The following is a 19,412-nucleotide window of genomic DNA, read 5'->3' as shown; positions in this document are numbered from 1 at the left end:
ACAGCTCGGCCGCTTCGGCCAGGCAGCTCTTCTTCAGCTGCTTCTCCGACCGTTTCAACAGCTTGCCCAGAAGTTTCGTGTCCTCGGGCAGCCCGAGTGGCTGGTCGTCGGCCTCGAGCAGCGCGCGCATCACCAGCACATCGTGCAGATCGCCCAGCCGCTCGCCCAGTTCGTCGACCGCCTTGCGCCGGGCCTTGATCGGTGTCGGCCACAGCCTGCCGAGCAGCGACAGATGCATGCCGTGGGTCTTGGCCGCCTTGCGCAAATCGTGGAAATCATCGGCCGCGCCCCGCGATCTGGCCTTGTCGAGCGCCTTCCTGGCACGGCGCAGCGTGACGCGGGCACCTTCGGCAAGCACGTCGGCCGCCTGTTCCGGCTGGTCGGGCAAGGCCAACGCTTCGACGCGTTTGAGGCCATCCTCGCAAGCGGCGGTCGCCGCGCCGATCGCCGCCTCGAGCCCGCTGCCTTCGTGCAGTTCATGCTGGCGCGCGATCAGCCTGTCGCGCGCAGCAGTAAGCCCATCGTCGGCGCTCTCCTTGGGAAAGCTCGCCGCCAGCCGGTCGATGGTCTCGATCAGCGCAGTCGCCTCGCGCGGACCGGCAAGCAGGCCGGCCACGTTGCGATAGCACTGGTTCTCGGTCTCACAGAACGTTTCGTCACCGGAACGAACAAGCCGCAGCAGGGCGCGGGCGCTCTTCAGTCGCTTGCGGCACTTGTGCAGCGCCTGTTCCGGCCGGCTCCGTGCGGCGTCAAGGTGATGCAGCGCCTTGCCGATTTCCTCGGCAAGGATACGCCTGACCTCGCCGGTCAGCGGCAGGCGCGGATCGATACGAAAGCTCATGCGGCGATCTCCGGTATCCCCCCAAGGGCGAGCGACGCGTTGTAGAATTTTGACTCGCCGGTGACTTCGCGGCCGAGCCAATCAGGCAGCATTTCGTCCGGCACGTCCTCCGGCGTCTCAAGTTCGGCGATCACAAGTCCCGCAAGCGGACCGCCGAAGACATCGATTTCGTAGAGATGGCCACGGTGCCTAACATGGTGACGTGTCTTCTCGATGACACGTCCGATGGCGAAGTCCAGCATCTCCACCGCCTCCGAGAGCGGGATCGAGTATTCGAATTCGTCGCGTTCGCGCGCCTTGCTGCCGAATTTGAGTGTCAGCTTGGCGGAACCGCCATCGCTGATGCGGATGCGCACCGTGCGCCCGGGGCCGGCAGCGAGATAGAACTGGAGAATGCGGATATTGGCCTCGGCCAGTTCCCGCCATGCGGTGCTGGTGACCAGGAATTTTCGTTCGACTTCCTTGCCCATGGCCGGGCACTAAAGCGTTTGCCGCCGTCGATGGCAAGATAATGACGAACAGAAGTTGACTTTAATCAATCGATTGATTAAAGTGCGCTCATGGTCAAACTGCCTGAGCCCAAAATTCTTCGCCGCGAGCCCGCCGAGATGACGCGCGCGGCCCTTGTCCAAGCGGCGCTGAAGCTGTTCGGAAGGCAGGGCTTCGATGGCACCTCGACGCGCGAGATCGCCGCCGAGGCGCGAGCCAATATAGGCTCGATCGCCTATCATTTCGGCGGCAAGGAGGGTCTTCGCGCCGCTGCCGCCGACTTTATCGTCGAGACCATCCAGGGTGTAGCCGGCCAGGCGCTCGGCAATGTACAGGCGCCTGCGCCGGGACCAGCCAATCCGGAGGCGGCGCAAGCGCTGCTCTTCGCGGCGCTGGAGCGGATGGTCGGCTTTGTCGTGGCCAGCCCGCAGGCCGGCGAGATCGTGCAGTTCGTGTTGCGTGAGCTTTCGCATCCGACGGCAGCCCTCGACCGCATCTATGACGGCGTCTTCGAGCCGACGCATCGCCGGCTGTGCCAGCTCTGGGAACAGGCGACCGGCGAGCCCGCCGAAAGCGAGGCCACAAGGCTCACCGTGTTCACGCTGATTGGCCAGGTCATCTATTTCCGCATCGGCCGCGAGGCGGTGATGCGCCGCATGGGCTGGAAAGACATCGGCGCCGCCGAGGCGGCCAAGGTGGTGGCGGTCACATCGGGTAATCTCAAGGCCATATTGGCTTCCAAAAAGAGCAAAGCATGAAGGGGCAAAGACCATGAGCTTTCTTTGTTCGCTGCCGCTCGCCGCGCAGCTCTTCTCGGCCTGTGCCCCGGCTGCCCCGCTGGCCGTCGGCTATGTCGAAGGCGACTACGTGCTTCTGGCGCCGATCGAGGTGGCGCAGGTCGAGACCGTGACCGTCAAGCGCGGCGATCGTGTCACGCCCGGCACCACCGTTGTGACGCTGGAAAGCGCCGATGCAAAGATCGCGGTGGCGCAGGCGCAGGCCGGCCTTGCCCAGGCGCAGGCGCAGTTGGCCGATCTGCAGATCGGCAAGCGGCCGGAAGAGATCGCCGTGCTGAAGGCCGAGGTCGACATGGCCAGCGCCCAGGCCGCCGACGCCAAGCGCAAATACGACCGCGCCGCCGATCTGTTCAAGCGCGGCGCCGGCACGCAAGCCGATTTCGACACCGCGTCGGCCACGCTGGAAACGGCCAATGCGCAGGTCGGCCAGGCCAATGCCAATCTCGCCGTCGGCGGCCTGCCTGCACGGGCCGAAACGATCAAGGCCGCCGACAATCAGGTCAAGCAGGCGCAGGCCGCGTTGGAGCAGGCGCAGTGGCGGCTATCGAAGCGGGTGCTGGCAGCGCCTTCGCCGGGCCGCGTCAACGATGTCATCCGCAATCCGGGCGACACATCAGGTCCGACCGCGCCGGTGATTTCGATCCTGCCCGATGGCGCGGTGAAGCTCAGCGTCTACATCCCGGAGAGCGCCTTCTCCTCGGTCAAGGTCGGCACCTTGCTCGGCGTCCATTGCGACGGCTGCGGCCCGGATGTGAAGGCGCGCGTCAGCTACGTGTCGCCCGATCCTGAGTTCACGCCGCCGGTGATCTATTCGTTGGAGAACCGGCAGAAGCTGGTCTACCTGGTCGAGGCGCGGCCGGAGGGCGATGCCGGGCCGCTGCAGCCCGGCCAGATCGTCGATGTTGATCTCGCGGACAGCGCAAGATGAACGCCATCGACGTCCACGGCCTGGTCAAGCGATTTGGCGACAAGACCGTCGTCGACCATGTGACGATGTCGGTCGCCGAGGGCGAGATCGTCGGCTTTCTCGGCCCCAACGGTTCGGGCAAGACCACCACCATCCGGATCATGTGCGGCCTGCTGACGCCGGACGAAGGCGAAGGCACGGTGCTCGGCTTCAACATCCGCACCGACAGCCTGCGCATCAAGCGTGAAGTCGGCTACATGACGCAGAAATTCTCGTTCTACGAGGATCTGACGATCGGCGAGAATCTCGAATTCGTGGCGCGGCTCTACCGGCTGAAGCCGGTTGAAGAGCATGTCGCGAGCACGTTGGAGGACCTCGGCCTGACGTCGCGCCGCAACCAGCTGGCCGGCACCTTGTCGGGCGGCTGGAAGCAGCGGCTGGCGCTGGCCGCCTGCATCATGCACAAGCCGAAATTGCTGCTGCTCGATGAGCCTACGGCCGGTGTCGATCCGAAGGCGCGGCGCGAGTTCTGGGACGAGATCCATCGCCTGGCCAGCGGCGGGCTGACCGTACTGGTCTCCACCCACTACATGGACGAAGCCGAGCGCTGCCACCGCATCAGCTACATCTCCTACGGCAAGATGCTGGCCACCGGCACCGTCGCCGAGGTGGTCAGGAATGCCGGGCTCACCACCTTCGTCCTGCAGGGCCCGCGGCTCGATCAGGTCGCCGAAGCGCTCCAGGGCCGCTCCGGCGTCGACCAGGTGGCGCCTTTCGGCGCGACGCTGCATGTCGTCGGCTCCGACAAAAAGAAGCTCGAAGCCGCACTCGCCGACGTCGAGAAAGAGCACAAGGGCGTGAAAGTTTCGCCCGGCGAAACCAGCCTCGAGGACGTCTTCATCCAGTTCATGTCCGGCTCGAAGGACAACATGGCATGAACAGCGTCTTTTCCTTCGCCCGGCTTGGCGCCCTGCTGGTCAAGGAATTCATCCAGATGCGGCGCGACCGCATCACCTTCGCCATGATGCTCGGCGTGCCGCTGATACAGCTGGTGCTTTTCGGCTACGCCATCAACAACGACCCGAAAAGCCTGCCGGCAGCACTCGTGGCGACGAGCAACGATCCCTACACGCGTGCCATTGTCGCGGCGCTGCAGACCACCGGCTACTATCGTTTCGACCATGTCGCACAAAGTGCCGCCGAGGCCGAGTTCCTGATATCGCGCGGCGACGTCGCCTTCGTCGTCACCATCCCCGCCGATTTCGCCAGGAGGGTGGAGAGCGGCAGCAACCCGCAGATACTCATCGAGGCGGACGCCACCGACCCGGCGGTGGCCAGTGGCGCCATCTCGACGCTCGGCACAGTCGCCAGCCAGGCGCTGCTGAGGGCGCAAGGCACGCAGGAAGCCGCCGCCGAGGCCGCCAAGGGTCGGCTCGATGTCGTCGTACACCGGCGCTACAATCCCGAAGGCATCTCGCAATACAACATCGTGCCCGGCCTGCTCGGCGTCATCCTGCAGATGACCATGGTGATGATGACCTCGATCGCGCTGACCCGCGAGACCGAGCGCGGCACGATGGAGAACCTGCTGGCGATGCCGTCCAGCCCGCTCGAGATCATGATGGGCAAGGTGCTGCCCTATCTGGCGGTCGGCGGCGTGCAGGTGGTGGTGGTGCTGGCGGCGGCGAAGCTGCTGTTCGCAATCCCCTTCACCGGATCGATGTCTCTGCTGTTGACCGCCGTGCTGATCTTCGTGCTGGCGCTGGTGCTGCTCGGCTATACGATTTCGACCATCGCCCGCACGCAAATGCAGGCGCTTCAGCTCACCTTCTTCTTCTTCCTGCCGTCGATCATGCTGTCGGGTTTCATGTTCCCCTATCGCGGCATGCCGGACTGGGCGCAAATCTTCGGCGAGATCTTCCCGCTGACTCATTTCCTGCGCATCACCCGCGCGGTGATGCTGAAGGGCGCGGAACTGCCGGCAGTGTCAACGGAGATCGGCTGGCTGGTGGTGTTCGTGGTCTTGTTTGCCGGCGTGGCACTGGTGCGGTTCAGGCGGACGCTGGATTAGATGCCGCACGACCTCCAGTCTTGGCACCAGCCTTTGCGGAAGGGAGAAATGCTTTCGCCAATCTCCATGGTTTGTAACTGCCACTAACCGTTGAGCGATTTCGGGCCGCTGACGAAGGCGCTCCCCTTGACGTAAAACCGCAGCGGGCGATCGGCATCCTTTGTAATGCCGATCCGGACGCCTTGGGCGATGTCGCCGGCTTGATGCTCGTCGGTTGCCAGCCATAGCGGGCCTTTGCGGCAAAGATCGAGCCCGTCGAGGGAACGATCGATCCGCAACGCTTGGGCCAGCCTTCCCGGTCCTCGCGCCAGGTCGCGCAAGCGGTCGATGCCGCGATTGAGCCGCATGAGCGCAATGCCTTCGAGCGGCTCGAGCGCCCTGATGAGCACGCCGGTTCCGACCCCTGCCATCTCGCCCGAAACGTTGAGCATGTAGGAGATGCCGTAGGCGAGATAGACATAGGCGTGCCCGGGTTCGAGAAACAGCGAACGGTTGCGCGGGGTCATCCCCCGGTAACCGTGTCCGGCGGCGTCACCGGTCACATAGGCCTCGGTCTCGACGATGCGGCCGCTGGCGATGCCTTCAGGCAGCTCGCGCACCACGAGTTTGCCAACGAGGTAGTGGGCAAGGGATGCCGTATCGTCGGGCAGCTCGGAACGCGTGAGCGGGCGGTAGATGACCATGCTCAGCGCGGCGACGATTTGGCGGCGGGCGAGGAGTGATCCAAGGCGGAGCCTGTCGCCAGATACTCCATATCAGATACCCTTGGACATCGCCGTCTCAAGCAGCCGCCATGATCCCGGCATAAGTGCCGAAATCGACATTGCCGCCGGACAGCACCACGGCAATGCATTTGCCGGACAGCTCGATCTCGCCCGATGACAGTGCCGCCAGCGCCACGCAGCCGCCGGGCTCGACCACCAGCTTGAGATAGGCCATGGCGTCGCGCATCGCCTGCGCCGCCGCCTGGTCCGAGACGGCGATGCCACCGGTGAGATTCCTGCGGTTGATCTCGAAGGTGATCACGCCAGGCTCGGCGGTCAGCAGCGCGTCGCAGATCGAACTATGGCCGGGCTCGTTCGAAACCCTTGCACCGGCGGCCAGCGACCGGCGGGTGTCGTCGAAATGCTCGGGCTCGACCGCCCAGACCGCCGTGTTCGGCGAGGCATCCTTGACGGCAACGGAGATGCCACTCGACAAGCCGCCGCCGCCGCAGGGGACGATCACCGCGTCGAGGTCGACGCCAAGCGCTTTTGCCTGGCGCATCAATTCGAGGCCGATCGTGCCCTGGCCGGCAATGATGGCCGGATCGTCGAAAGGCGGCACCAGCACCATGCCTCTTTCCATGTAAGGACGGATCACGGTCATGCGGTCGTCGCGAAAGCGGTCGAACGGGACCACCTCCGCGCCCATCTTGCGCACATTGGCAATTTTCATCGCCGGCGCGTCTGAAGGCATGGCGATCACCGCCTTGACGCCGAACATCGCGGCCGAGGCGGCGACGCCCTGCGCATGATTGCCCGATGAGAAAGCGACGACGCCTCGGCTGCGCTCCTCCGCGCTGAGCGACGACAGCTTGTTGTAGGCGCCGCGGAACTTGAACGAGCCGGTGCGCTGCAGCGTCTCCGGCTTGAACAGGATGCGGCCCCCGAAGCGTCTGTTCAGCTCCTGCGATTCGATCAAGGGGGTTTCGATGATCAAGCCGGAGAGACGCGCGGCGGCGGCGTGGATGTCGGCGATGCCGGGAAGGGATATGGCGTTCATGTGAGGTCCAGTGGACAGGGTCTTTTCATGATGCCCGCAAACAGATGTGGCGCACCAATGAAAAAATGTGACCGTTACAAAGTTTGGCGGGCGATCGCCAACGTCACGGCTGCACGCCCCCCTCTGGCCTGCCGGCCATCTCCCCCTCGAGGGGGGAGATTACGCACTCAGTCGACTTCGCCACCTATTAACGGTGCAAGGTGAGCGGAACGACGAAGCTGCCAATCTCCCCCCTTGAGGGGGAGATGTCCGGCAGGACAGAGGGGGGCGCTGGCCCGCAGACATCCCCCATGTTCAGCCGAGTAACGTCCTCTGCCTCTTGCCCCCACCCAGCTTGCGCCAGTTGTTGAAACGGTGGCTGGCGGCGGCAAAGGATATCTTCATCTGCTGGGCGACCGAGTAGCGCGACTTGCCCTCGTCGAACATGCGGTAGCAGCACTCGACGCCCTCCTCCGTCAGTTTGCCGTCCGGCGCCTTGTTGTGCGGGTTGGCGGGGTCGAATTTCTCGACCTGCTGCTCGACCAGGCCCTTCAGGCGCTGCAGGTCGGCCTCGATGCTGGCGATGAGATCGAGAACGGGCTTGGGATCATAGGGGTGCGGAGGCTGTTTTGCCGTCATCTGCCGGTTCCTTGTTCTTGGCTTGAGTCCAGCAATATAGGTGAACATTCACTGATAATGAAGAGTCACCGCGGGCGTGGGGCTTCAACAATTCTTGACCGCGACCCAAGCGCGCAATTGACCGAAGGTGTTCAAAACCCTAGTTTAGAACTATTCTAAACTAGGGTGAATTCCTCATGCTTTCCCGTGTTTTCGGCTTCGGCCGCCGCCCCTTCGAATCGCTCTCCGAACAGGAGATCCTGGCGCTGGCCATTTCCTCCGAGGAGGATGACGGTCGCATTTACCGGGCCTATGCCGACGGGCTGACGGAAAACTTCCCGCAATCGGCAAAAGTGTTCGAGGAGATGGCCGAGGAAGAGGATGGCCATCGCGATGCGTTGATCGAGCTTTTCCGCAAGCGGTTCGGCGAGCGCATACCGCTGATCCGGCGCGAACATGTGAAGGGTTATTACGAGCGCAAGCCCGACTGGCTGGTCCGGCCGCTCGGCATCGAGCACGTGCGCAGCCATGCCGAGGCGATGGAGCGGCAAGCCTACCTTTTCTATGTCGAGGCGGCCAAGCGCACGGCAGATGCTTCGACGCGAAAACTGCTCGACGATCTGGCGGTGGCCGAACTGGGCCATGAGACCCTGGCGCAGCGGCTGGAACAGAAACATGTGCCGGGCGCCGTCAAGGCCGAGGAGGCCAGCGCCGAGCAGCGCCAGTTCATCCTCACCTATGTGCAACCAGGGCTGGCCGGGCTGATGGACGGGTCGGTGTCCACTCTGGCGCCGATCTTTGCCGCTGCCTTTGCCACGCACGACACCTGGCAGACGCTGCTGGTCGGGCTTGCCGCCTCGATCGGCGCCGGCATTTCGATGGGCTTCACCGAAGTCGCTTCCGACGACGGCAAGCTGTCGGGCCGCGGCTCGCCGATCAAGCGCGGTCTGACCGTCGGCATCATGACGACGCTGGGCGGTCTCGGACACGCGCTCCCCTATGTCATTCCGCATTTCTGGACGGCCACCGGGGTTGCCGCGGTGGTGGTGTTCTTCGAATTGTGGGCGATCGCCTTTGTCCAGAACCGCTACATGCAGACGCCTTTCCTGCGTGCCGCCTTCCAGGTGGTGCTGGGTGGCGCCCTGGTGTTCGCGGCCGGCGTGCTGATCGGGAATGCATAGTTTTTTCCCTTCCCCCCTTGTGGGGGAAGGTGGATCGGCGCGCAGCGCCGAGACGGATGAGGGGTGTTCCAGCGGAGTGAGACGTTGGCGTTCCCTGGAACACCCCTCATCCGTCGCCTTCGGCGACACCTTCTCCCACAGGGGGAGAAGGAAGAAACTTGCCACTCACCCATTCACCGCCCGGCTATCCCTAGGCGCCTCGTCCCTCTCCGTCAGCCCATAATCCCTCACCACATGGGCGATGCGCAATCGGTAGCCGGCAAAGATACCGCCACGGCCGGCCTTCTGCGCCTGCCGGTGTTCCTCGGTGTTGCGCCAGGCCTTCACGGCTTCCTCGTCGCGCCAGAATGACAGCGACAGGATGCGGTTCGGATCGGCCAGGCTCTGGAAACGCTCGATGGAAAGAAAGCCGTCGATGCAGTCGAGCAGTGGACGCAGGTCCGCGGCGATGCTCAGATAGGCGTCGCGCCGGCCTTCCGCCGGCTCGACCTCGAAGATCACGGCAATCACGGCAGCACCAGTTTCGCGTGCGGGCCTGAGGCCAGTTTCAGGAACATGCGATCCTCCTTCAGGATGAATCTCTCGCGCTTGGCGAATTCGTAGTTTGCCTTGCCGGCGGGATCGGCGGCAAGCCGGGCGCGATAGGCTTCGTAGGCCGCCAGGCTCTCGATGTTGTAGGCGGCATACGCGGTCGTCGCCGAGCCCTCATGCGGCGCGTAGTAACCGATCAGATCGGCGCCGCAGCGTGGAATGGCCTGGCCCCAATTGCGCGCATACTCCTCGAAGGCCGCCTTGCCGAACGGGTCGATCTCGTAGCGGATGAAGCAGGTGATGGTCATTGTGATCTCCTTGGGGTTGCGTCGATAGTTCGAGCGGCGTCGAAACGTTGTGTCGTCTGGTCTGCTAGGGCTGCCAGAAGGACTTCGCGCATTCGCGACGCACGTCTTGCCGCGTCAGCCCAAGATCGCGCAGCTGATGATCATCGATCTCGGCAAGGTCCAGACGCTGCAAATGGCGGTCATACCAGCGGGCCAGCAGCCGCGAACGCAGCCAGCTGACGAACGGGAAGAATTGACGGCTGGGGAGCGGGGCTGAGGGGAAAGCGGTTCGTTCGGCCATCGTCGTCTCCTTGATCTCACCTGAGAATAGTGATTATCTGACAAGAACGCTTCGATGAGGAACGAACTATGCGTGAAGGACCCGACATCGCCCGCATCGCCAGCCTGGTCGGCGACCCGGCACGGGCAAACATGCTGAATGCCCTGATGGGCGGCACGGCGCTGACGGCGAGCGAACTGGCGCTCGAGGCCGGCGTTTCGCTGCCGACCGCCAGCTCGCACCTGGGCAAACTGATGGAAGGCGGGCTGCTCACGGTGGCGAGCCAGGGCCGGCATCGCTATTACGGCCTCGCCGGACCGCAGGTGGCGGGCATGATCGAAGCCATCACAGGCGTCGCGGAAGCCGTCGGTCCAAAGCGTGTGCGCCCGGGTCCGCGCGATGGTGCCATGCGGGTGGCGCGCGTCTGCTACGATCACCTCGCCGGCGAGCAGGCGGTGGCGATGCTCGATCGGCTCGTCGCCAAAAACGTATTGGTCCGCGACGAACAGGAGATCAGGCTCGGGCCATCGGCGGCTTCGCATTTCGCGGCGATCGGCATCGACGTTTATACCAAGCCGCGCCGGCCGGTGTGCCGCGCCTGCCTCGACTGGAGCGTGCGCCGTTCGCACCTCGCCGGCACGCTGGGCGCCGCCATCCTCGAGAAGATCCTGGCCGAGAAATGGGCGCGCCGCGAGAAGGACAGCCGCGCGGTGATCTTCTCGCCGCCGGGTAGACAGGCGTTTGAGAGGGTGTTTCTGTCTTGAACGGGCGAAGCGTTAACCCCGCCTCAGAGCCTTGCCCTGCTTAAAGAAATCCGACCACGGATCGGCTTTCGCCAGCTGTTTCAGCGTAGTCTTGCCGCCGATCGGGAAAGCGTTCGGCGCCAAGCCGGCATCGATCTCTGGCCAGGTCACCGGCATCGACACGGTGGCGCCCTTCTTGGCGCGTGACGAATAGGGCGCGACCGTCGTCGAGCCCCTGCCATTGCGCAGATAGTCGACGAAGATCTTTCCCGTGCGCGCTTTTTTCGACAGCGTCGCCGTGTAGCGGTCGGGAGCACCCTGCTCCAGCGCACGGGCAAAATCATGGGCGAAGGTTTTAACCTCCTCCCAATCCGCCGCTGGTCTCAGCGGCACCATGACGTGAAAACCCTTGCCGCCCGAAGTCTTGACGAAATTCGGCAGCGACAGCTCGTCGAGCTTGCCCCTGATATCGAGTGCCGCCTCGCGGACCGCTTTCACGTCGACACCTTCATCGGGATCGAGATCGAAGATGATCTGGTCGGGCTTTTCGATCTCGTCGATCGTGCACCCCCAGATGTGGATCTCGACCACGCCATACTGGACCAATGCGGCGACACCATCGAAATCCCGGATGTACAAGATCTCCTCGCCGTCAGTCGGATCCTTCATGCGCGCGATCTTGTCGCTCATACCGGCCGAGGCATGTTTCTGGAAGAAACGCTGGCCACCGACACCGTCCGGCGCCCGCACCAGGCTGAGCGGCCGGTTGACGACAAACTGTTCCATGCGCGGCCAAACCTGCGCGTAATGGTCGAGCAGGCCCTGCTTGGATATGTTTTCGTCCGACCACAGCAGCTTGTCGGGATGCGAGAGTTTTACCGTGGTCGTCATCGATCCGGCGGCTTTGCCGCCCGATGCCGGCTTGGCCGTGCTCTTGCTTGTCGATGGCTTGCCTGTCGACGCTTTGGGCTTTTCCTGCACGACTTCCTCCGCCGGCTTGTCCTCGCGCAATCCCTGGAACGAGGCGTGGCGTATTATACGGTCCGAGGTCCAGCTGCGAAACTCCACTTCGCCGACAAGTTCGGGCTTGACCCAGACCAGGCCTTTGCCCTTCGGCACCGCGGTGGAGAAGGGCGATGTTTTTGCCGTCAATGCATCGAGTTTTGCCTTCAGCTCATTGGCGCCCTTGCCGGAGAAACCAGTGCCGACGCGCCCGGCATAATGCAGCTTGCCGCCCTCGTGGAAGCCGACCAGGATCGAGCGCAGGCCGCGCCCGGTCTTGTCCGACGGCAGATAGCCGCCGATGACGAATTCCTGCCGCGCCGTGCATTTCGACTTCACCCAGGTCGGGCCGCGGCCGCTGCGATAAGGGGCATCGGCACGCTTGGAGACGACGCCTTCCAGGCCCATCCGGCAGGCATGCTCCAGCATGATCTTGCCGGGTTCGGAAAAGTGGTCGCTGAAGCGGACCGCCGGATTGTCGGAGTGCTTGCCGAGCAAATCCTGCAAGGCCTGCTTGCGCTCGACCAGCGGCTCGCGCCGCAAATCCCTTCCATCGAGGCGCATCAGATCGAATACGTAATAGATGAAGCGATTCGTCCGCTTCGCCGACAGATCCTGTTGCAACAGCGCGAAAGACGAGACGCCGCTGTCGGCGAGCACGACCACCTCGCCATCGATGATGGCGTCGCTGCACTTCAGCGCGGCCAGCTCCGCGACGATCTCTCCGCCGAATTTCTTCGTCCAGTCGAGGCCGGTGCGGGTCAGCAGCCGCACGTCGGTGCCGGCTATCTGTGCCTGCATGCGATAGCCGTCGAACTTCACCTCATGCAGCCAGTCCTTGCCCGGTGGCGCATCGCGCTCCAGCGTGGCCAGTTGCGGCTCGATGAAGTCGAGTTTCTTGCCCGCGGCCTTCGTCTTGCCGGCGGCCGGCTTGTTGGAATGCCAGACCTTCGGCTTCTCACCCTTCGCGGTCTTGCCCTCGCCGACCTCCTCGATCGTCAGGCCCGACTTCACCGATTCCGGCGCCTCCTTGAGGATGTCCTCGCCAGGACGCGCGGCGGCATCGTCCGACTTGATCAGCAGCCAGTTGTCGCGTTTTTCACCCGCACGCGGCTTCAGTCGCACCAGATGCCATGCCCCATGCAGCTTGTGTCCCCTGAGTTCGAAGCTGATATGGCCCTTCTTCATCGCCTTGGCCGGGTCGATCTCAGGGGTCCAGGTGCCCTCGTCCCAAACGATGACCGAACCGCCGCCATATTCGCCCTTGGGAATGGTGCCCTCGAACGGCGCATAGTCGATCGGGTGATCCTCGACATGCACGGCCAGTCGCTTCTCATGCGGATCAAGGCTCGGGCCGCGCGTCACCGCCCAGCTCCACAGCACGCCGTCATGCTCGAGCCGCAGGTCGTAATGCAGCCGCGTCGCGGCATGCTTGTGGATGACGAAGATGCCGCCCGCGCCGCCCTGCTTGGTCCGGGCGACCTTGCCGGCCGGTTCGGCGGTTTTCTTGAAATCGCGCTTGGAGTGATATTGTTCGAGGCTGGCCATCCGTTGGGTTCCTCAGGCCGATTTGCGTTTGGGCGCGCTGGCTTTCGGCTTGGCGCGTTTGGTCGCCGGCTTGGCTTTCGCCGACGAAGACCTTTTCGATGATCCGGAATCTGACAGGCTCTTCTTCAGCGCGTCGAACAGATTGACGACATTGGAAGGCTTGGGCGCCGCCTTGGCCTTCGGCGCCTTGTGGCCAGCCTTCTTGGCGCGGATCAGCTCCAGCAGCGCGTCCTCGTATTTGTCGTCGAATTTCGAGGGATCGAACTTCGTCTTCTTCTTGTCGATGATCAACTCGGCGAGGTCGGTCATCTCCTGATCGGTCTTCACCGACTCGATGTCGCCGAAGACGGTGTCCTGCTGGCGCACCGTGTTGTCGTAGCGCAGCGTCGTTAGCACCATGCCTTTGCCGAGCGGCTCGATAACCACCGGCCGTTCGCGTCGGTAGAGCACGATACGCGCCAACCCGGCCATCTTCTTGCCCGCCATCGCGTCGCGAATGACGGCGAACGCTTCTTCCGACACCTTGTCGGCCGGGGCGACATAATAGGGCGTATCGAGATAGATCTGCTGGATCGAAGCTTTGTCGACGAAACCGTCGAGCGCCATCGTGTGCGAGGATTCGATCTGCACCGCCTCGATCTCGTCTTCCTCGATATGGATGAAATCGCCATCGTCGAGTTCATAGCCCTTGATCTCGTCATCCTCCCCCAGAGGCTTGCCGGTTTCGGCATCGACATAGAGGCGCTTCACCGTGTTGCCGGTCTTGCGGTTGAGAATCCGAAACGAGACCCGCTCCGTGTGGGTGACGACATTGGTGAGTTCGACGGCACAGGTGACCAGCGAAAGCTTTAAATAGCCTCTCCAGGCCGGACGCGGCGCCATGATATCTCCCTTCCACAACCAGATGAAGGTGAGAACGGACAGACCGCGCTCCAGTTCCGCGCTCACGGACCGATCTGGATGCCAAGGGCGCGCCCGAGGCCTTATGGCCGCCAGCACCTGAATTTCGCGGGCGCGGCAAAAGTTGAAACAGAACCGCGCGCGACATTCAAACGAAACATATGTGATGCAAAAGTCACATTGGCCGGAATGCCGGCCAACTGCACGGAAAGACCCCGAATCAGCCGCAATCCAGCCACGAAGCGAGGCATTTTCGACCAGATATTAACATCACGTTCACCGACTATTCACGCCTCGACGCTATGATGACCGCAATTCGGAAGGGACATCCGAAAATCGGGACAGGGACAAGGGTAATGAACTTCCTCGCGCACCTCATCGGCTATGCCGCCGCCATCCGCGAATTCGTCGCGCCGACCTATCGGCCCGAGCGCTATTACATGCGCGGCCCCGGCCCTGCTTGCGCCCGTCGCGGCAACTCGCTGGGCGCGCACTGATCATGGCTTTCGAAAATCGCCACAACAGCAGGATCTGCAGGCCGGCCGCCTCTACCCGCGCCACCACCTATCGCGCCGAGCGTCCCGCTCTCGCCGACAGGCGCCGTGCGACATCGCCACGGCTTTGATACCGACGCTGGCCGGCTTAGTGTCATAGGACACGAGCAGCCGAGGCCAGCGTGACCGACCATTCCCAACCCAGTCGACCCCAGTCAAATCGTCCCTCCGGAACAACTCTCGACGCACGCCATCGATTGATCGTTTTCGATGGCGTCTGCGTGCTCTGCTCAGGCTTCGTGCGCATGGTGGTCAGGCTCGATCGCCAAGGCCGTTTCCGCTTCGCCACCGCGCAGTCGCCCTTCGGTGAAACGCTGTTTCGGAAGCACGGACTGCGCACGGACTCTTACGAAACCAACCTCGTCCTGATCGACGGCGTCGCCTTCACGCGGCTCGACAGCTTCGTCGCTGTCATGGCGGAACTCGGCTGGCCCTGGCGGGCGGCAAAAACGCTGCTGCTGCTGCCGCGCCCGCTGCGCGACTGGCTCTATGAGCGCGTTGCCAGGAATCGCAACGCGCTGTTCGGCAGGAAGGACAGCTGCGAGGTTCCTTCTCCGGAGCTGCGCGAGCGGTTCCTTGACTGAGGATGTGGCTGCTGGAGAACGAGCCGCCGCTCAGCGCATTGATCGGGCGTTATCGCGGTTGGCTCGAACCGGTGGATTCGCACGGCTTCAGCACGAACGCGTCGCCGGCCCCCTTGCCCAATTCCCGGCAGCCTTGAACCGAGCACAGCGTCCAGCCGTCGCCGGTTGCGCCGGAGGCGGCGAGTATGACGCGCCGCTGTGGGCCGACCGTGGGCGTATAGGCCCACCAGCTATTCTTCAGCACCGCGCCTTCCGGTGGCTCCATGCCGGCGCCCGAGCCCTTGACCCGCGCCTCGACCAACTGCAGGCCGATAGGCGTGACCTTCCAGTCTTCCTCCCAACGCGTCCGTTCCACCGAATGCGTCCAGGACAGCGTAAAGGCGGCGACGGAGAACGTCACCATCTTGCCGGCGGCCAGGATGCAAAGGCTCATGTTTTGACTGAAGCCTGCCGCGCACGAAAGCAGTGCCAGCCGATCCAGGCCAGCGCCAGCGCCCAGCCGGCCTCGTCGGTCAGCGGTACCGCGGCGACCAGAAGCACGCCGGCGGCGAAGGCAAGCAGGCGTTCCCACCCCGCCATGCGGCGGGCGAGAAAGCCGACGGCGGCGGCACCCCACAGCACGATGCCCATGCAGGCCTTGGCGACGATGTAGGCGACCTCGACGGGATAGCCGAACTGGGCGGCGATCGGCCCGGCGTCCTGCAGCATCAGAGCCGGCGTGTAGACCGCCATGAACGGCACGACGAAGCCGGCAATGGCGAGTTTAGTCGCCTGGATGCCGATCTTCAGGCCACTTTCCCTAGCCATGGGTGCCGCGGCAAAGGCGGCCAGCGCCACTGGCGGCGTCAGATCGGCCATGATGCCGAAATAGAAGACGAACATGTGGCTGACCAGCAGCGGCACGCCAAGCTCGAGCAGCGCCGGCCCGGCCAGCGACGAGGTGATGATGTAGTTGGGAATGGTCGGGATGCCCATGCCCAGCACCAGGCAGGTGAGCATGGTCAGCAACAGCGACAGGAACAGATTGTTCTCGCCGATGGAGATGATCCAGCCGATGAAGGTCGAAGCGATGCCGGTCAGCGTCAGCGTGCCGATGACGATGCCGACGATGGCGCAGGCAATGCCGACCGGCAGTGCGTTCTTGGCGCCTTCGGCAAGCGAGTCGACGCAGATCCGCAGCGTCTCGCGGCCGCCCCTGAAGGTGAAGCAGGCGACGACGAGCGCGGCGATGACGGCGCCGAGAAGGTTGACGCCGAACTTCATGAACGAGGCGGCGGCAAGCCCGAGTGCTAGCCAGAAGACGATGCGGAAGGCGAGCGGCCCGATCGCTGCTGCCAGCGGCGTGCCGAGGATAAGCACGATGGTCAGCGCCAGGCCCATCGTGCCGGCGAAGATCGGCGTGTAGCCGGCAAACAAAAGATAGATAAGCGCCGCCAGCGGCAGCACCAGCGGCCAGTGCTGTTTCACCGCGTCCCACGGATTGGGCAGGTCCGCCTTGGCCATGCCGTGCAGCCCGGCCTTGCCGGCTTCCAGATGCACCTGCCAGAAGCAGGCGCCGAAATAGAGCAGCGCCGGGATGATCGCCGCCTTGACCACCTCGGCATAAGGCACGTTCAGCGTCTCGGCCATGATGAAGGCGACCGCGCCCATCACCGGCGGCATGATCTGGCCACCCATCGAGGAGGTCGCCTCGACGGCGCCGGCAAAGGCCGGGCGGAAGCCGAAGCGCTTCATCAGCGGGATGGTGAACTGGCCGCTGGCCACCACATTGGCGACGCCCGAGCCGGAAATCGTGCCCATCAGCGCCGACGACAGCACGCAGACCTGCGCCGGGCCGCCGCGCCACGTGCCGACAAGGCCGAGCGCGAAATCGTTGAACAGCGCGATCATGCCGGCACGTTCGAGGAAGGCGGCAAAGACGACGAAGATGAAGATGTAGGCGGCCGAGACATAGATCGGCGTGCCGTAGATGCCTTCGGTGCCGTAGGCGAAGGTGTCCACCAGCTGGGCGAAATCATAGCCGCGATGGACGAGCGGCGGCGGCAGATGGTTGCCGAAAAAGCAGTAGGCGAGAAAGATGAGGGCGATAACCGCCAGCGGCAGCCCCATCAGCCGCCGCGCCGCCTCGAAGACCAGCACCACCAGCACCGCGCCGACGATGAGATCCGGCGTGGTCAGGAAGCCGGAGCGGCGGATGAGGTCGGTGTAGAACACCCAATTGTACAGGCCGGTGCCGAAGCCGAGCGCGCCGAGCGACCAGAATATGGCCTTGGCCGGCAGGCTCTTGGTACGCAGATTGGCGATCAGGCCGAAGCCGAGCAGCAGCAGGAAGCCGACATGCATCGCCCGCACCACCTGGCTCGGAATGCTGCCATAGGCGGCGACATAGATCTGGAACACGGAAAAGGCGACGGCGATGAGAAAGGCGGCCTTGCCGGCGATGCCGTCGCCGAAGCCCGGCGGCAGGCCTTCGACCTGTTCTTCGACGGCAGGCAGATGGAAGGTGGTGGATTTGCCGTCGGTTATTTCGCTCATCCGACGCACTCCAAAGCAAGCGAATTGTAGCGCCAGGAGCCCCCCTCTGCCCTGCCGGGCATCTCAGATGCCGAGCCATGCTCCGCTATTTCAACAACCCCTTCTCCTTGTAATAACGCTCAGCGCCGGGGTGCAGCGGCACCGGCATGCCGTCGAGCGCCTTGGCCTGGTCGATCGCCTTGGCGGCGGCATGGGCCGCGGCAAGCTGGTCGAGATGGTCGAATATCAGCTTGGTCATCTGATAGGCGGTCTCGTCGGAGACATCGGCGCGGGTGATGAGGAAATTGCCGACGGCGGCGGTGGCGACATCCTCGCTCTGGCCCTCATAGGTACCCTTGGGAATGACCACCGAAAGATAGGGCGAGCCGATCTTCGCAACATCCTCGGCCGGCACCGCCACGACATTGATCGGCACCGAGGTGGCGAGGTCGCGGATCGAGGCGACGCCGAGTCCGGCCGATTGCAGAGTGGCGTCGAGTTGCCGGTTTTTGATCAGCTCGACCGATTCGGCGAAGGGCAGGTATTCGACCCGGCCGAGATCCTCGTATTTCAGCCCCGCGGCGGCGAAGATCGCGCGCGCATTGAGTTCGGTGCCCGACGCCGGTGCGCCGACCGACAGGCTCTTGCCCTTGAGGTCGGCCAGCGTCTTGATGCCGGACTCCTGGCTGGCGACGATCTGGATGTAATTGGGATAGATGGCGGCGATGCCGCGCAATTTGTCGAGCTTGCCTGGGAAACCGGCCTCGGCATTGCCTTCGGCGGCCATCTTGACGGAATCGCCGAGCGCAAAGGCGATCTCGCCCTTGCCCTGCTGCAGCAGATTGAGGTTTTCGACCGACGCCTTGGTCGCCTGCACCTGGGTGCGCGCGCCTTCGATGCCCTTGCCGTAGATTTCCGACAACGCCACGCCGAGCGGATAATAGACGCCGGATGTGCCGCCGGTCAGCACGTTGATGAATTCCTGGGCTCCTGCCGACACAGCGCCAAGGCCAAGTGACAGCGCCACAGCGCCGGCTGCAACAAGTTTCGTTCTGAAATGAAACATCCGATTTCCCTCCCTGAAATATCGACGACCGCACCGCCTCCCAGGTGCGAACCGGGGCGAGTTTAGACAGTGGGCCGGAAATGCCAACCCGCAATTGTGCTCGTTAGACGAACGGTTGAGAGATCGGGAAGCAGATGGCGGCTTGCACAAAAATCCGTCGGAGCGGAAAGTTTTTCCGCAGCCTGTCGAAATCGTGCGCTGCCGCGCGACATACGTCCGGCTCGCAACGACGCGGCCTTCGAAACAACGGGAGAAGACCATGCGATACATGATTTTGATCTACGCCGACGAAGCCGCGATGGCGAATGCCCCGGCCGAGGCGACCTACCAGATGAGTGCCGCCTATGGCGCCTATACTGAGGCCCTGAAGAAATCCGGCGCGTGGCTGGCCGGTGACCGGCTGCGCCCGAGTCAGGCGACCACCTCGGTTTGGGTGGCTGGTGGCAAGACCAACGTCCTCGACGGCCCCTATGCCGACACCAAGGAGCAGCTTGCAGGCTTCTACATGATCGAGGCCGCGGACGCCGACGCAGCGATCGCCTGGGCGGCGCGCTGCCCGGCGGCCAGCGCCGGCACTGTCGAGCTGCGGCCGATCTGGGAACTGACCGAGTACCTGTCTGAGAAATGACGATGTGATGGACAGTCGCTCCGAGACCGCCCGGGCGGCCGCCGAGGCTGCCGCCCGGCAGAGCTACGGCAAGCTGGTCGCCTGGCTCGCTGCGCGCACGCGCGACGTGGCCGCCGCCGAGGACGCGC

General features: G+C 63.9%; 22 protein-coding genes. 9 read left to right on the top strand and 13 right to left on the bottom strand.

Features of this window, described 5'->3' with window-relative positions:
* A partial coding sequence (locus EOC06_RS03415; RefSeq protein ID WP_245469307.1) for a CHAD domain-containing protein occupies positions 1-841 on the bottom strand: 841 nt, incomplete at its 3' end.
* Positions 838-1,311: a CYTH domain-containing protein gene (locus EOC06_RS03410; protein WP_128307092.1), complete on the bottom strand. Its 474-nt coding sequence runs from the start codon at positions 1,309-1,311 to the stop codon at positions 838-840. The genes EOC06_RS03415 and EOC06_RS03410, both read right to left, overlap by 4 nt.
* 90 nt (positions 1,312-1,401) lie before the next feature.
* On the opposite strand from EOC06_RS03410, the gene EOC06_RS03405 reads away from it, so the two are divergent.
* The 4 genes from EOC06_RS03405 to EOC06_RS03390 are packed head-to-tail and all read left to right on the top strand — an operon-like array spanning position 1,402 to position 5,105.
* Entirely contained in the window at positions 1,402-2,088 is a 687-nt protein-coding gene (locus EOC06_RS03405) for a CerR family C-terminal domain-containing protein (protein ID WP_127320690.1), read from the top strand.
* A 13-nt stretch (positions 2,089-2,101) separates the two neighbouring features.
* Complete coding sequence (locus tag EOC06_RS03400) at positions 2,102-3,055, top strand: HlyD family secretion protein (RefSeq protein WP_127320689.1); 954 nt, start codon at positions 2,102-2,104, stop codon at positions 3,053-3,055.
* Entirely contained in the window at positions 3,052-3,972 is a 921-nt protein-coding gene (locus EOC06_RS03395) for an ABC transporter ATP-binding protein (RefSeq protein ID WP_128307091.1), read from the top strand. Before EOC06_RS03400 ends, EOC06_RS03395 begins: the two co-directional genes overlap by 4 nt.
* Positions 3,969-5,105 carry an ABC transporter permease gene (locus tag EOC06_RS03390; protein WP_128307090.1) on the top strand — a complete coding sequence of 379 codons (1,137 nt, stop codon included), beginning with the start codon at positions 3,969-3,971 and terminating at the stop codon, positions 5,103-5,105. The genes EOC06_RS03395 and EOC06_RS03390 overlap by 4 nt, the downstream gene beginning before the upstream one ends.
* 83 nt (positions 5,106-5,188) lie before the next feature.
* Here EOC06_RS03390 and EOC06_RS03385 read toward each other — a convergent pair whose 3' ends face one another.
* The 3 genes from EOC06_RS03385 to EOC06_RS03370 all read right to left on the bottom strand — a co-directional run bounded on the left by EOC06_RS03385 (position 5,189) and on the right by EOC06_RS03370 (position 7,487).
* Positions 5,189-5,788 carry a DNA-3-methyladenine glycosylase gene (locus EOC06_RS03385; RefSeq protein ID WP_128307089.1) on the bottom strand — a complete coding sequence of 200 codons (600 nt, stop codon included), beginning with the start codon at positions 5,786-5,788 and terminating at the stop codon, positions 5,189-5,191.
* A gap of 97 nt (positions 5,789-5,885) precedes the next feature.
* Positions 5,886-6,869: a threonine/serine dehydratase gene (locus EOC06_RS03380; protein WP_128307088.1), complete on the bottom strand. Its 984-nt coding sequence runs from the start codon at positions 6,867-6,869 to the stop codon at positions 5,886-5,888.
* Between the two features lie 294 nt (positions 6,870-7,163).
* Positions 7,164-7,487 carry a hypothetical protein gene (locus tag EOC06_RS03370; protein WP_023813492.1) on the bottom strand — a complete coding sequence of 108 codons (324 nt, stop codon included), beginning with the start codon at positions 7,485-7,487 and terminating at the stop codon, positions 7,164-7,166.
* 176 nt (positions 7,488-7,663) lie between these two features.
* Here EOC06_RS03370 and mbfA point away from each other — a divergent pair, with 176 nt between their 5' ends.
* Positions 7,664-8,647 carry an iron exporter MbfA gene (gene mbfA, locus EOC06_RS03365; protein ID WP_127269751.1) on the top strand — a complete coding sequence of 328 codons (984 nt, stop codon included), beginning with the start codon at positions 7,664-7,666 and terminating at the stop codon, positions 8,645-8,647.
* A gap of 165 nt (positions 8,648-8,812) precedes the next feature.
* Here mbfA and EOC06_RS03360 read toward each other — a convergent pair whose 3' ends face one another.
* The 3 genes from EOC06_RS03360 to EOC06_RS03350 form a co-directional block, all read right to left on the bottom strand.
* The gene (locus EOC06_RS03360) at positions 8,813-9,157 is read right to left on the bottom strand and encodes an antibiotic biosynthesis monooxygenase (RefSeq protein WP_128307087.1); all 345 of its coding nucleotides are present in this window, start codon (positions 9,155-9,157) and stop codon (positions 8,813-8,815) included.
* Entirely contained in the window at positions 9,154-9,486 is a 333-nt protein-coding gene (locus EOC06_RS03355) for an NIPSNAP family protein (protein WP_013528650.1), read from the bottom strand. Before EOC06_RS03355 ends, EOC06_RS03360 begins: the two co-directional genes overlap by 4 nt.
* A gap of 64 nt (positions 9,487-9,550) precedes the next feature.
* Positions 9,551-9,766: a DUF1127 domain-containing protein gene (locus EOC06_RS03350; RefSeq protein WP_127321960.1), complete on the bottom strand. Its 216-nt coding sequence runs from the start codon at positions 9,764-9,766 to the stop codon at positions 9,551-9,553.
* 68 nt (positions 9,767-9,834) lie between these two features.
* Here EOC06_RS03350 and EOC06_RS03345 point away from each other — a divergent pair, with 68 nt between their 5' ends.
* Positions 9,835-10,509: a helix-turn-helix transcriptional regulator gene (locus EOC06_RS03345; RefSeq protein ID WP_127331372.1), complete on the top strand. Its 675-nt coding sequence runs from the start codon at positions 9,835-9,837 to the stop codon at positions 10,507-10,509.
* A 12-nt stretch (positions 10,510-10,521) separates the two neighbouring features.
* On the opposite strand, the gene ligD is transcribed toward EOC06_RS03345, so the two are convergent.
* Complete coding sequence (gene ligD / locus EOC06_RS03340) at positions 10,522-13,038, bottom strand: DNA ligase D (protein WP_128307086.1); 2,517 nt, start codon at positions 13,036-13,038, stop codon at positions 10,522-10,524.
* A 12-nt stretch (positions 13,039-13,050) separates the two neighbouring features.
* On the bottom strand, positions 13,051-13,920 hold the full coding sequence (locus tag EOC06_RS03335) for a Ku protein (protein ID WP_128307085.1): 870 nt from the start codon (positions 13,918-13,920) through the stop codon (positions 13,051-13,053).
* Between the two features lie 374 nt (positions 13,921-14,294).
* Here EOC06_RS03335 and EOC06_RS03330 point away from each other — a divergent pair, with 374 nt between their 5' ends.
* Together EOC06_RS03330 and EOC06_RS03325 are read left to right on the top strand one after the other, a co-directional pair.
* Positions 14,295-14,435, top strand: a complete 141-nt coding sequence (locus EOC06_RS03330) for a hypothetical protein (protein WP_013528645.1) — start codon at positions 14,295-14,297, stop codon at positions 14,433-14,435.
* A gap of 254 nt (positions 14,436-14,689) precedes the next feature.
* Positions 14,690-15,076, top strand: a complete 387-nt coding sequence (locus EOC06_RS03325) for a thiol-disulfide oxidoreductase DCC family protein (RefSeq protein ID WP_281062020.1) — start codon at positions 14,690-14,692, stop codon at positions 15,074-15,076.
* 49 nt (positions 15,077-15,125) lie between these two features.
* Here EOC06_RS03325 and EOC06_RS03320 read toward each other — a convergent pair whose 3' ends face one another.
* From EOC06_RS03320 to EOC06_RS03310, 3 genes are all read right to left on the bottom strand, one after another.
* Positions 15,126-15,509, bottom strand: a complete 384-nt coding sequence (locus tag EOC06_RS03320; RefSeq protein ID WP_128307083.1) for a DUF1850 domain-containing protein — start codon at positions 15,507-15,509, stop codon at positions 15,126-15,128.
* Positions 15,506-17,611: a TRAP transporter permease gene (locus tag EOC06_RS03315; protein WP_128307082.1), complete on the bottom strand. Its 2,106-nt coding sequence runs from the start codon at positions 17,609-17,611 to the stop codon at positions 15,506-15,508. Before EOC06_RS03315 ends, EOC06_RS03320 begins: the two co-directional genes overlap by 4 nt.
* Positions 17,612-17,696: 85 nt before the next feature.
* Entirely contained in the window at positions 17,697-18,656 is a 960-nt protein-coding gene (locus tag EOC06_RS03310; RefSeq protein ID WP_128307081.1) for a TAXI family TRAP transporter solute-binding subunit, read from the bottom strand.
* 259 nt (positions 18,657-18,915) lie between these two features.
* Between EOC06_RS03310 and EOC06_RS03305 the strand changes: the two genes are divergently transcribed.
* Positions 18,916-19,284 (top strand): YciI family protein, encoded by a 369-nt coding sequence (locus EOC06_RS03305; protein ID WP_128307080.1) that lies wholly within the window; start codon positions 18,916-18,918, stop codon positions 19,282-19,284.
* Positions 19,285-19,412 lie beyond the last annotated feature (128 nt).

The sequence above is a fragment of the Mesorhizobium sp. M7A.F.Ca.MR.362.00.0.0 genome, assembly GCF_004023175.1.
Classification (GTDB): domain Bacteria; phylum Pseudomonadota; class Alphaproteobacteria; order Rhizobiales; family Rhizobiaceae; genus Mesorhizobium.
The sequence above is the reverse complement of the archived record's forward strand: the minus strand, read 5'-3'. Positions and strand labels throughout refer to the sequence as shown.

Bases quoted from the DNA above. Each gene is read 5' to 3' on its own strand.
- EOC06_RS03320 (WP_128307083.1), bottom strand. From the start codon at position 15,509: ATGAGCCTTTGCATCCTGGCCGCCGGCAAGATGGTGACGTTCTCCGTC.
- EOC06_RS03385 (WP_128307089.1), bottom strand. From the start codon at position 5,788: ATGGTCATCTACCGCCCGCTCACGCGTTCCGAGCTGCCCGACGATACG.
- EOC06_RS03405 (WP_127320690.1), top strand. From the start codon at position 1,402: ATGGTCAAACTGCCTGAGCCCAAAATTCTTCGCCGCGAGCCCGCCGAG.
- EOC06_RS03310 (WP_128307081.1), bottom strand. From the start codon at position 18,656: ATGTTTCATTTCAGAACGAAACTTGTTGCAGCCGGCGCTGTGGCGCTG.
- EOC06_RS03330 (WP_013528645.1), top strand. From the start codon at position 14,295: ATGAACTTCCTCGCGCACCTCATCGGCTATGCCGCCGCCATCCGCGAA.
- EOC06_RS03350 (WP_127321960.1), bottom strand. From the start codon at position 9,766: ATGGCCGAACGAACCGCTTTCCCCTCAGCCCCGCTCCCCAGCCGTCAA.
- EOC06_RS03315 (WP_128307082.1), bottom strand. From the start codon at position 17,611: ATGAGCGAAATAACCGACGGCAAATCCACCACCTTCCATCTGCCTGCC.
- EOC06_RS03390 (WP_128307090.1), top strand. From the start codon at position 3,969: ATGAACAGCGTCTTTTCCTTCGCCCGGCTTGGCGCCCTGCTGGTCAAG.
- EOC06_RS03305 (WP_128307080.1), top strand. From the start codon at position 18,916: ATGCGATACATGATTTTGATCTACGCCGACGAAGCCGCGATGGCGAAT.
- EOC06_RS03355 (WP_013528650.1), bottom strand. From the start codon at position 9,486: ATGACCATCACCTGCTTCATCCGCTACGAGATCGACCCGTTCGGCAAG.
- EOC06_RS03395 (WP_128307091.1), top strand. From the start codon at position 3,052: ATGAACGCCATCGACGTCCACGGCCTGGTCAAGCGATTTGGCGACAAG.
- EOC06_RS03400 (WP_127320689.1), top strand. From the start codon at position 2,102: ATGAGCTTTCTTTGTTCGCTGCCGCTCGCCGCGCAGCTCTTCTCGGCC.
- EOC06_RS03370 (WP_023813492.1), bottom strand. From the start codon at position 7,487: ATGACGGCAAAACAGCCTCCGCACCCCTATGATCCCAAGCCCGTTCTC.
- ligD (WP_128307086.1), bottom strand. From the start codon at position 13,038: ATGGCCAGCCTCGAACAATATCACTCCAAGCGCGATTTCAAGAAAACC.
- EOC06_RS03345 (WP_127331372.1), top strand. From the start codon at position 9,835: ATGCGTGAAGGACCCGACATCGCCCGCATCGCCAGCCTGGTCGGCGAC.
- mbfA (WP_127269751.1), top strand. From the start codon at position 7,664: ATGCTTTCCCGTGTTTTCGGCTTCGGCCGCCGCCCCTTCGAATCGCTC.
- EOC06_RS03335 (WP_128307085.1), bottom strand. From the start codon at position 13,920: ATGGCGCCGCGTCCGGCCTGGAGAGGCTATTTAAAGCTTTCGCTGGTC.
- EOC06_RS03380 (WP_128307088.1), bottom strand. From the start codon at position 6,869: ATGAACGCCATATCCCTTCCCGGCATCGCCGACATCCACGCCGCCGCC.
- EOC06_RS03410 (WP_128307092.1), bottom strand. From the start codon at position 1,311: ATGGGCAAGGAAGTCGAACGAAAATTCCTGGTCACCAGCACCGCATGG.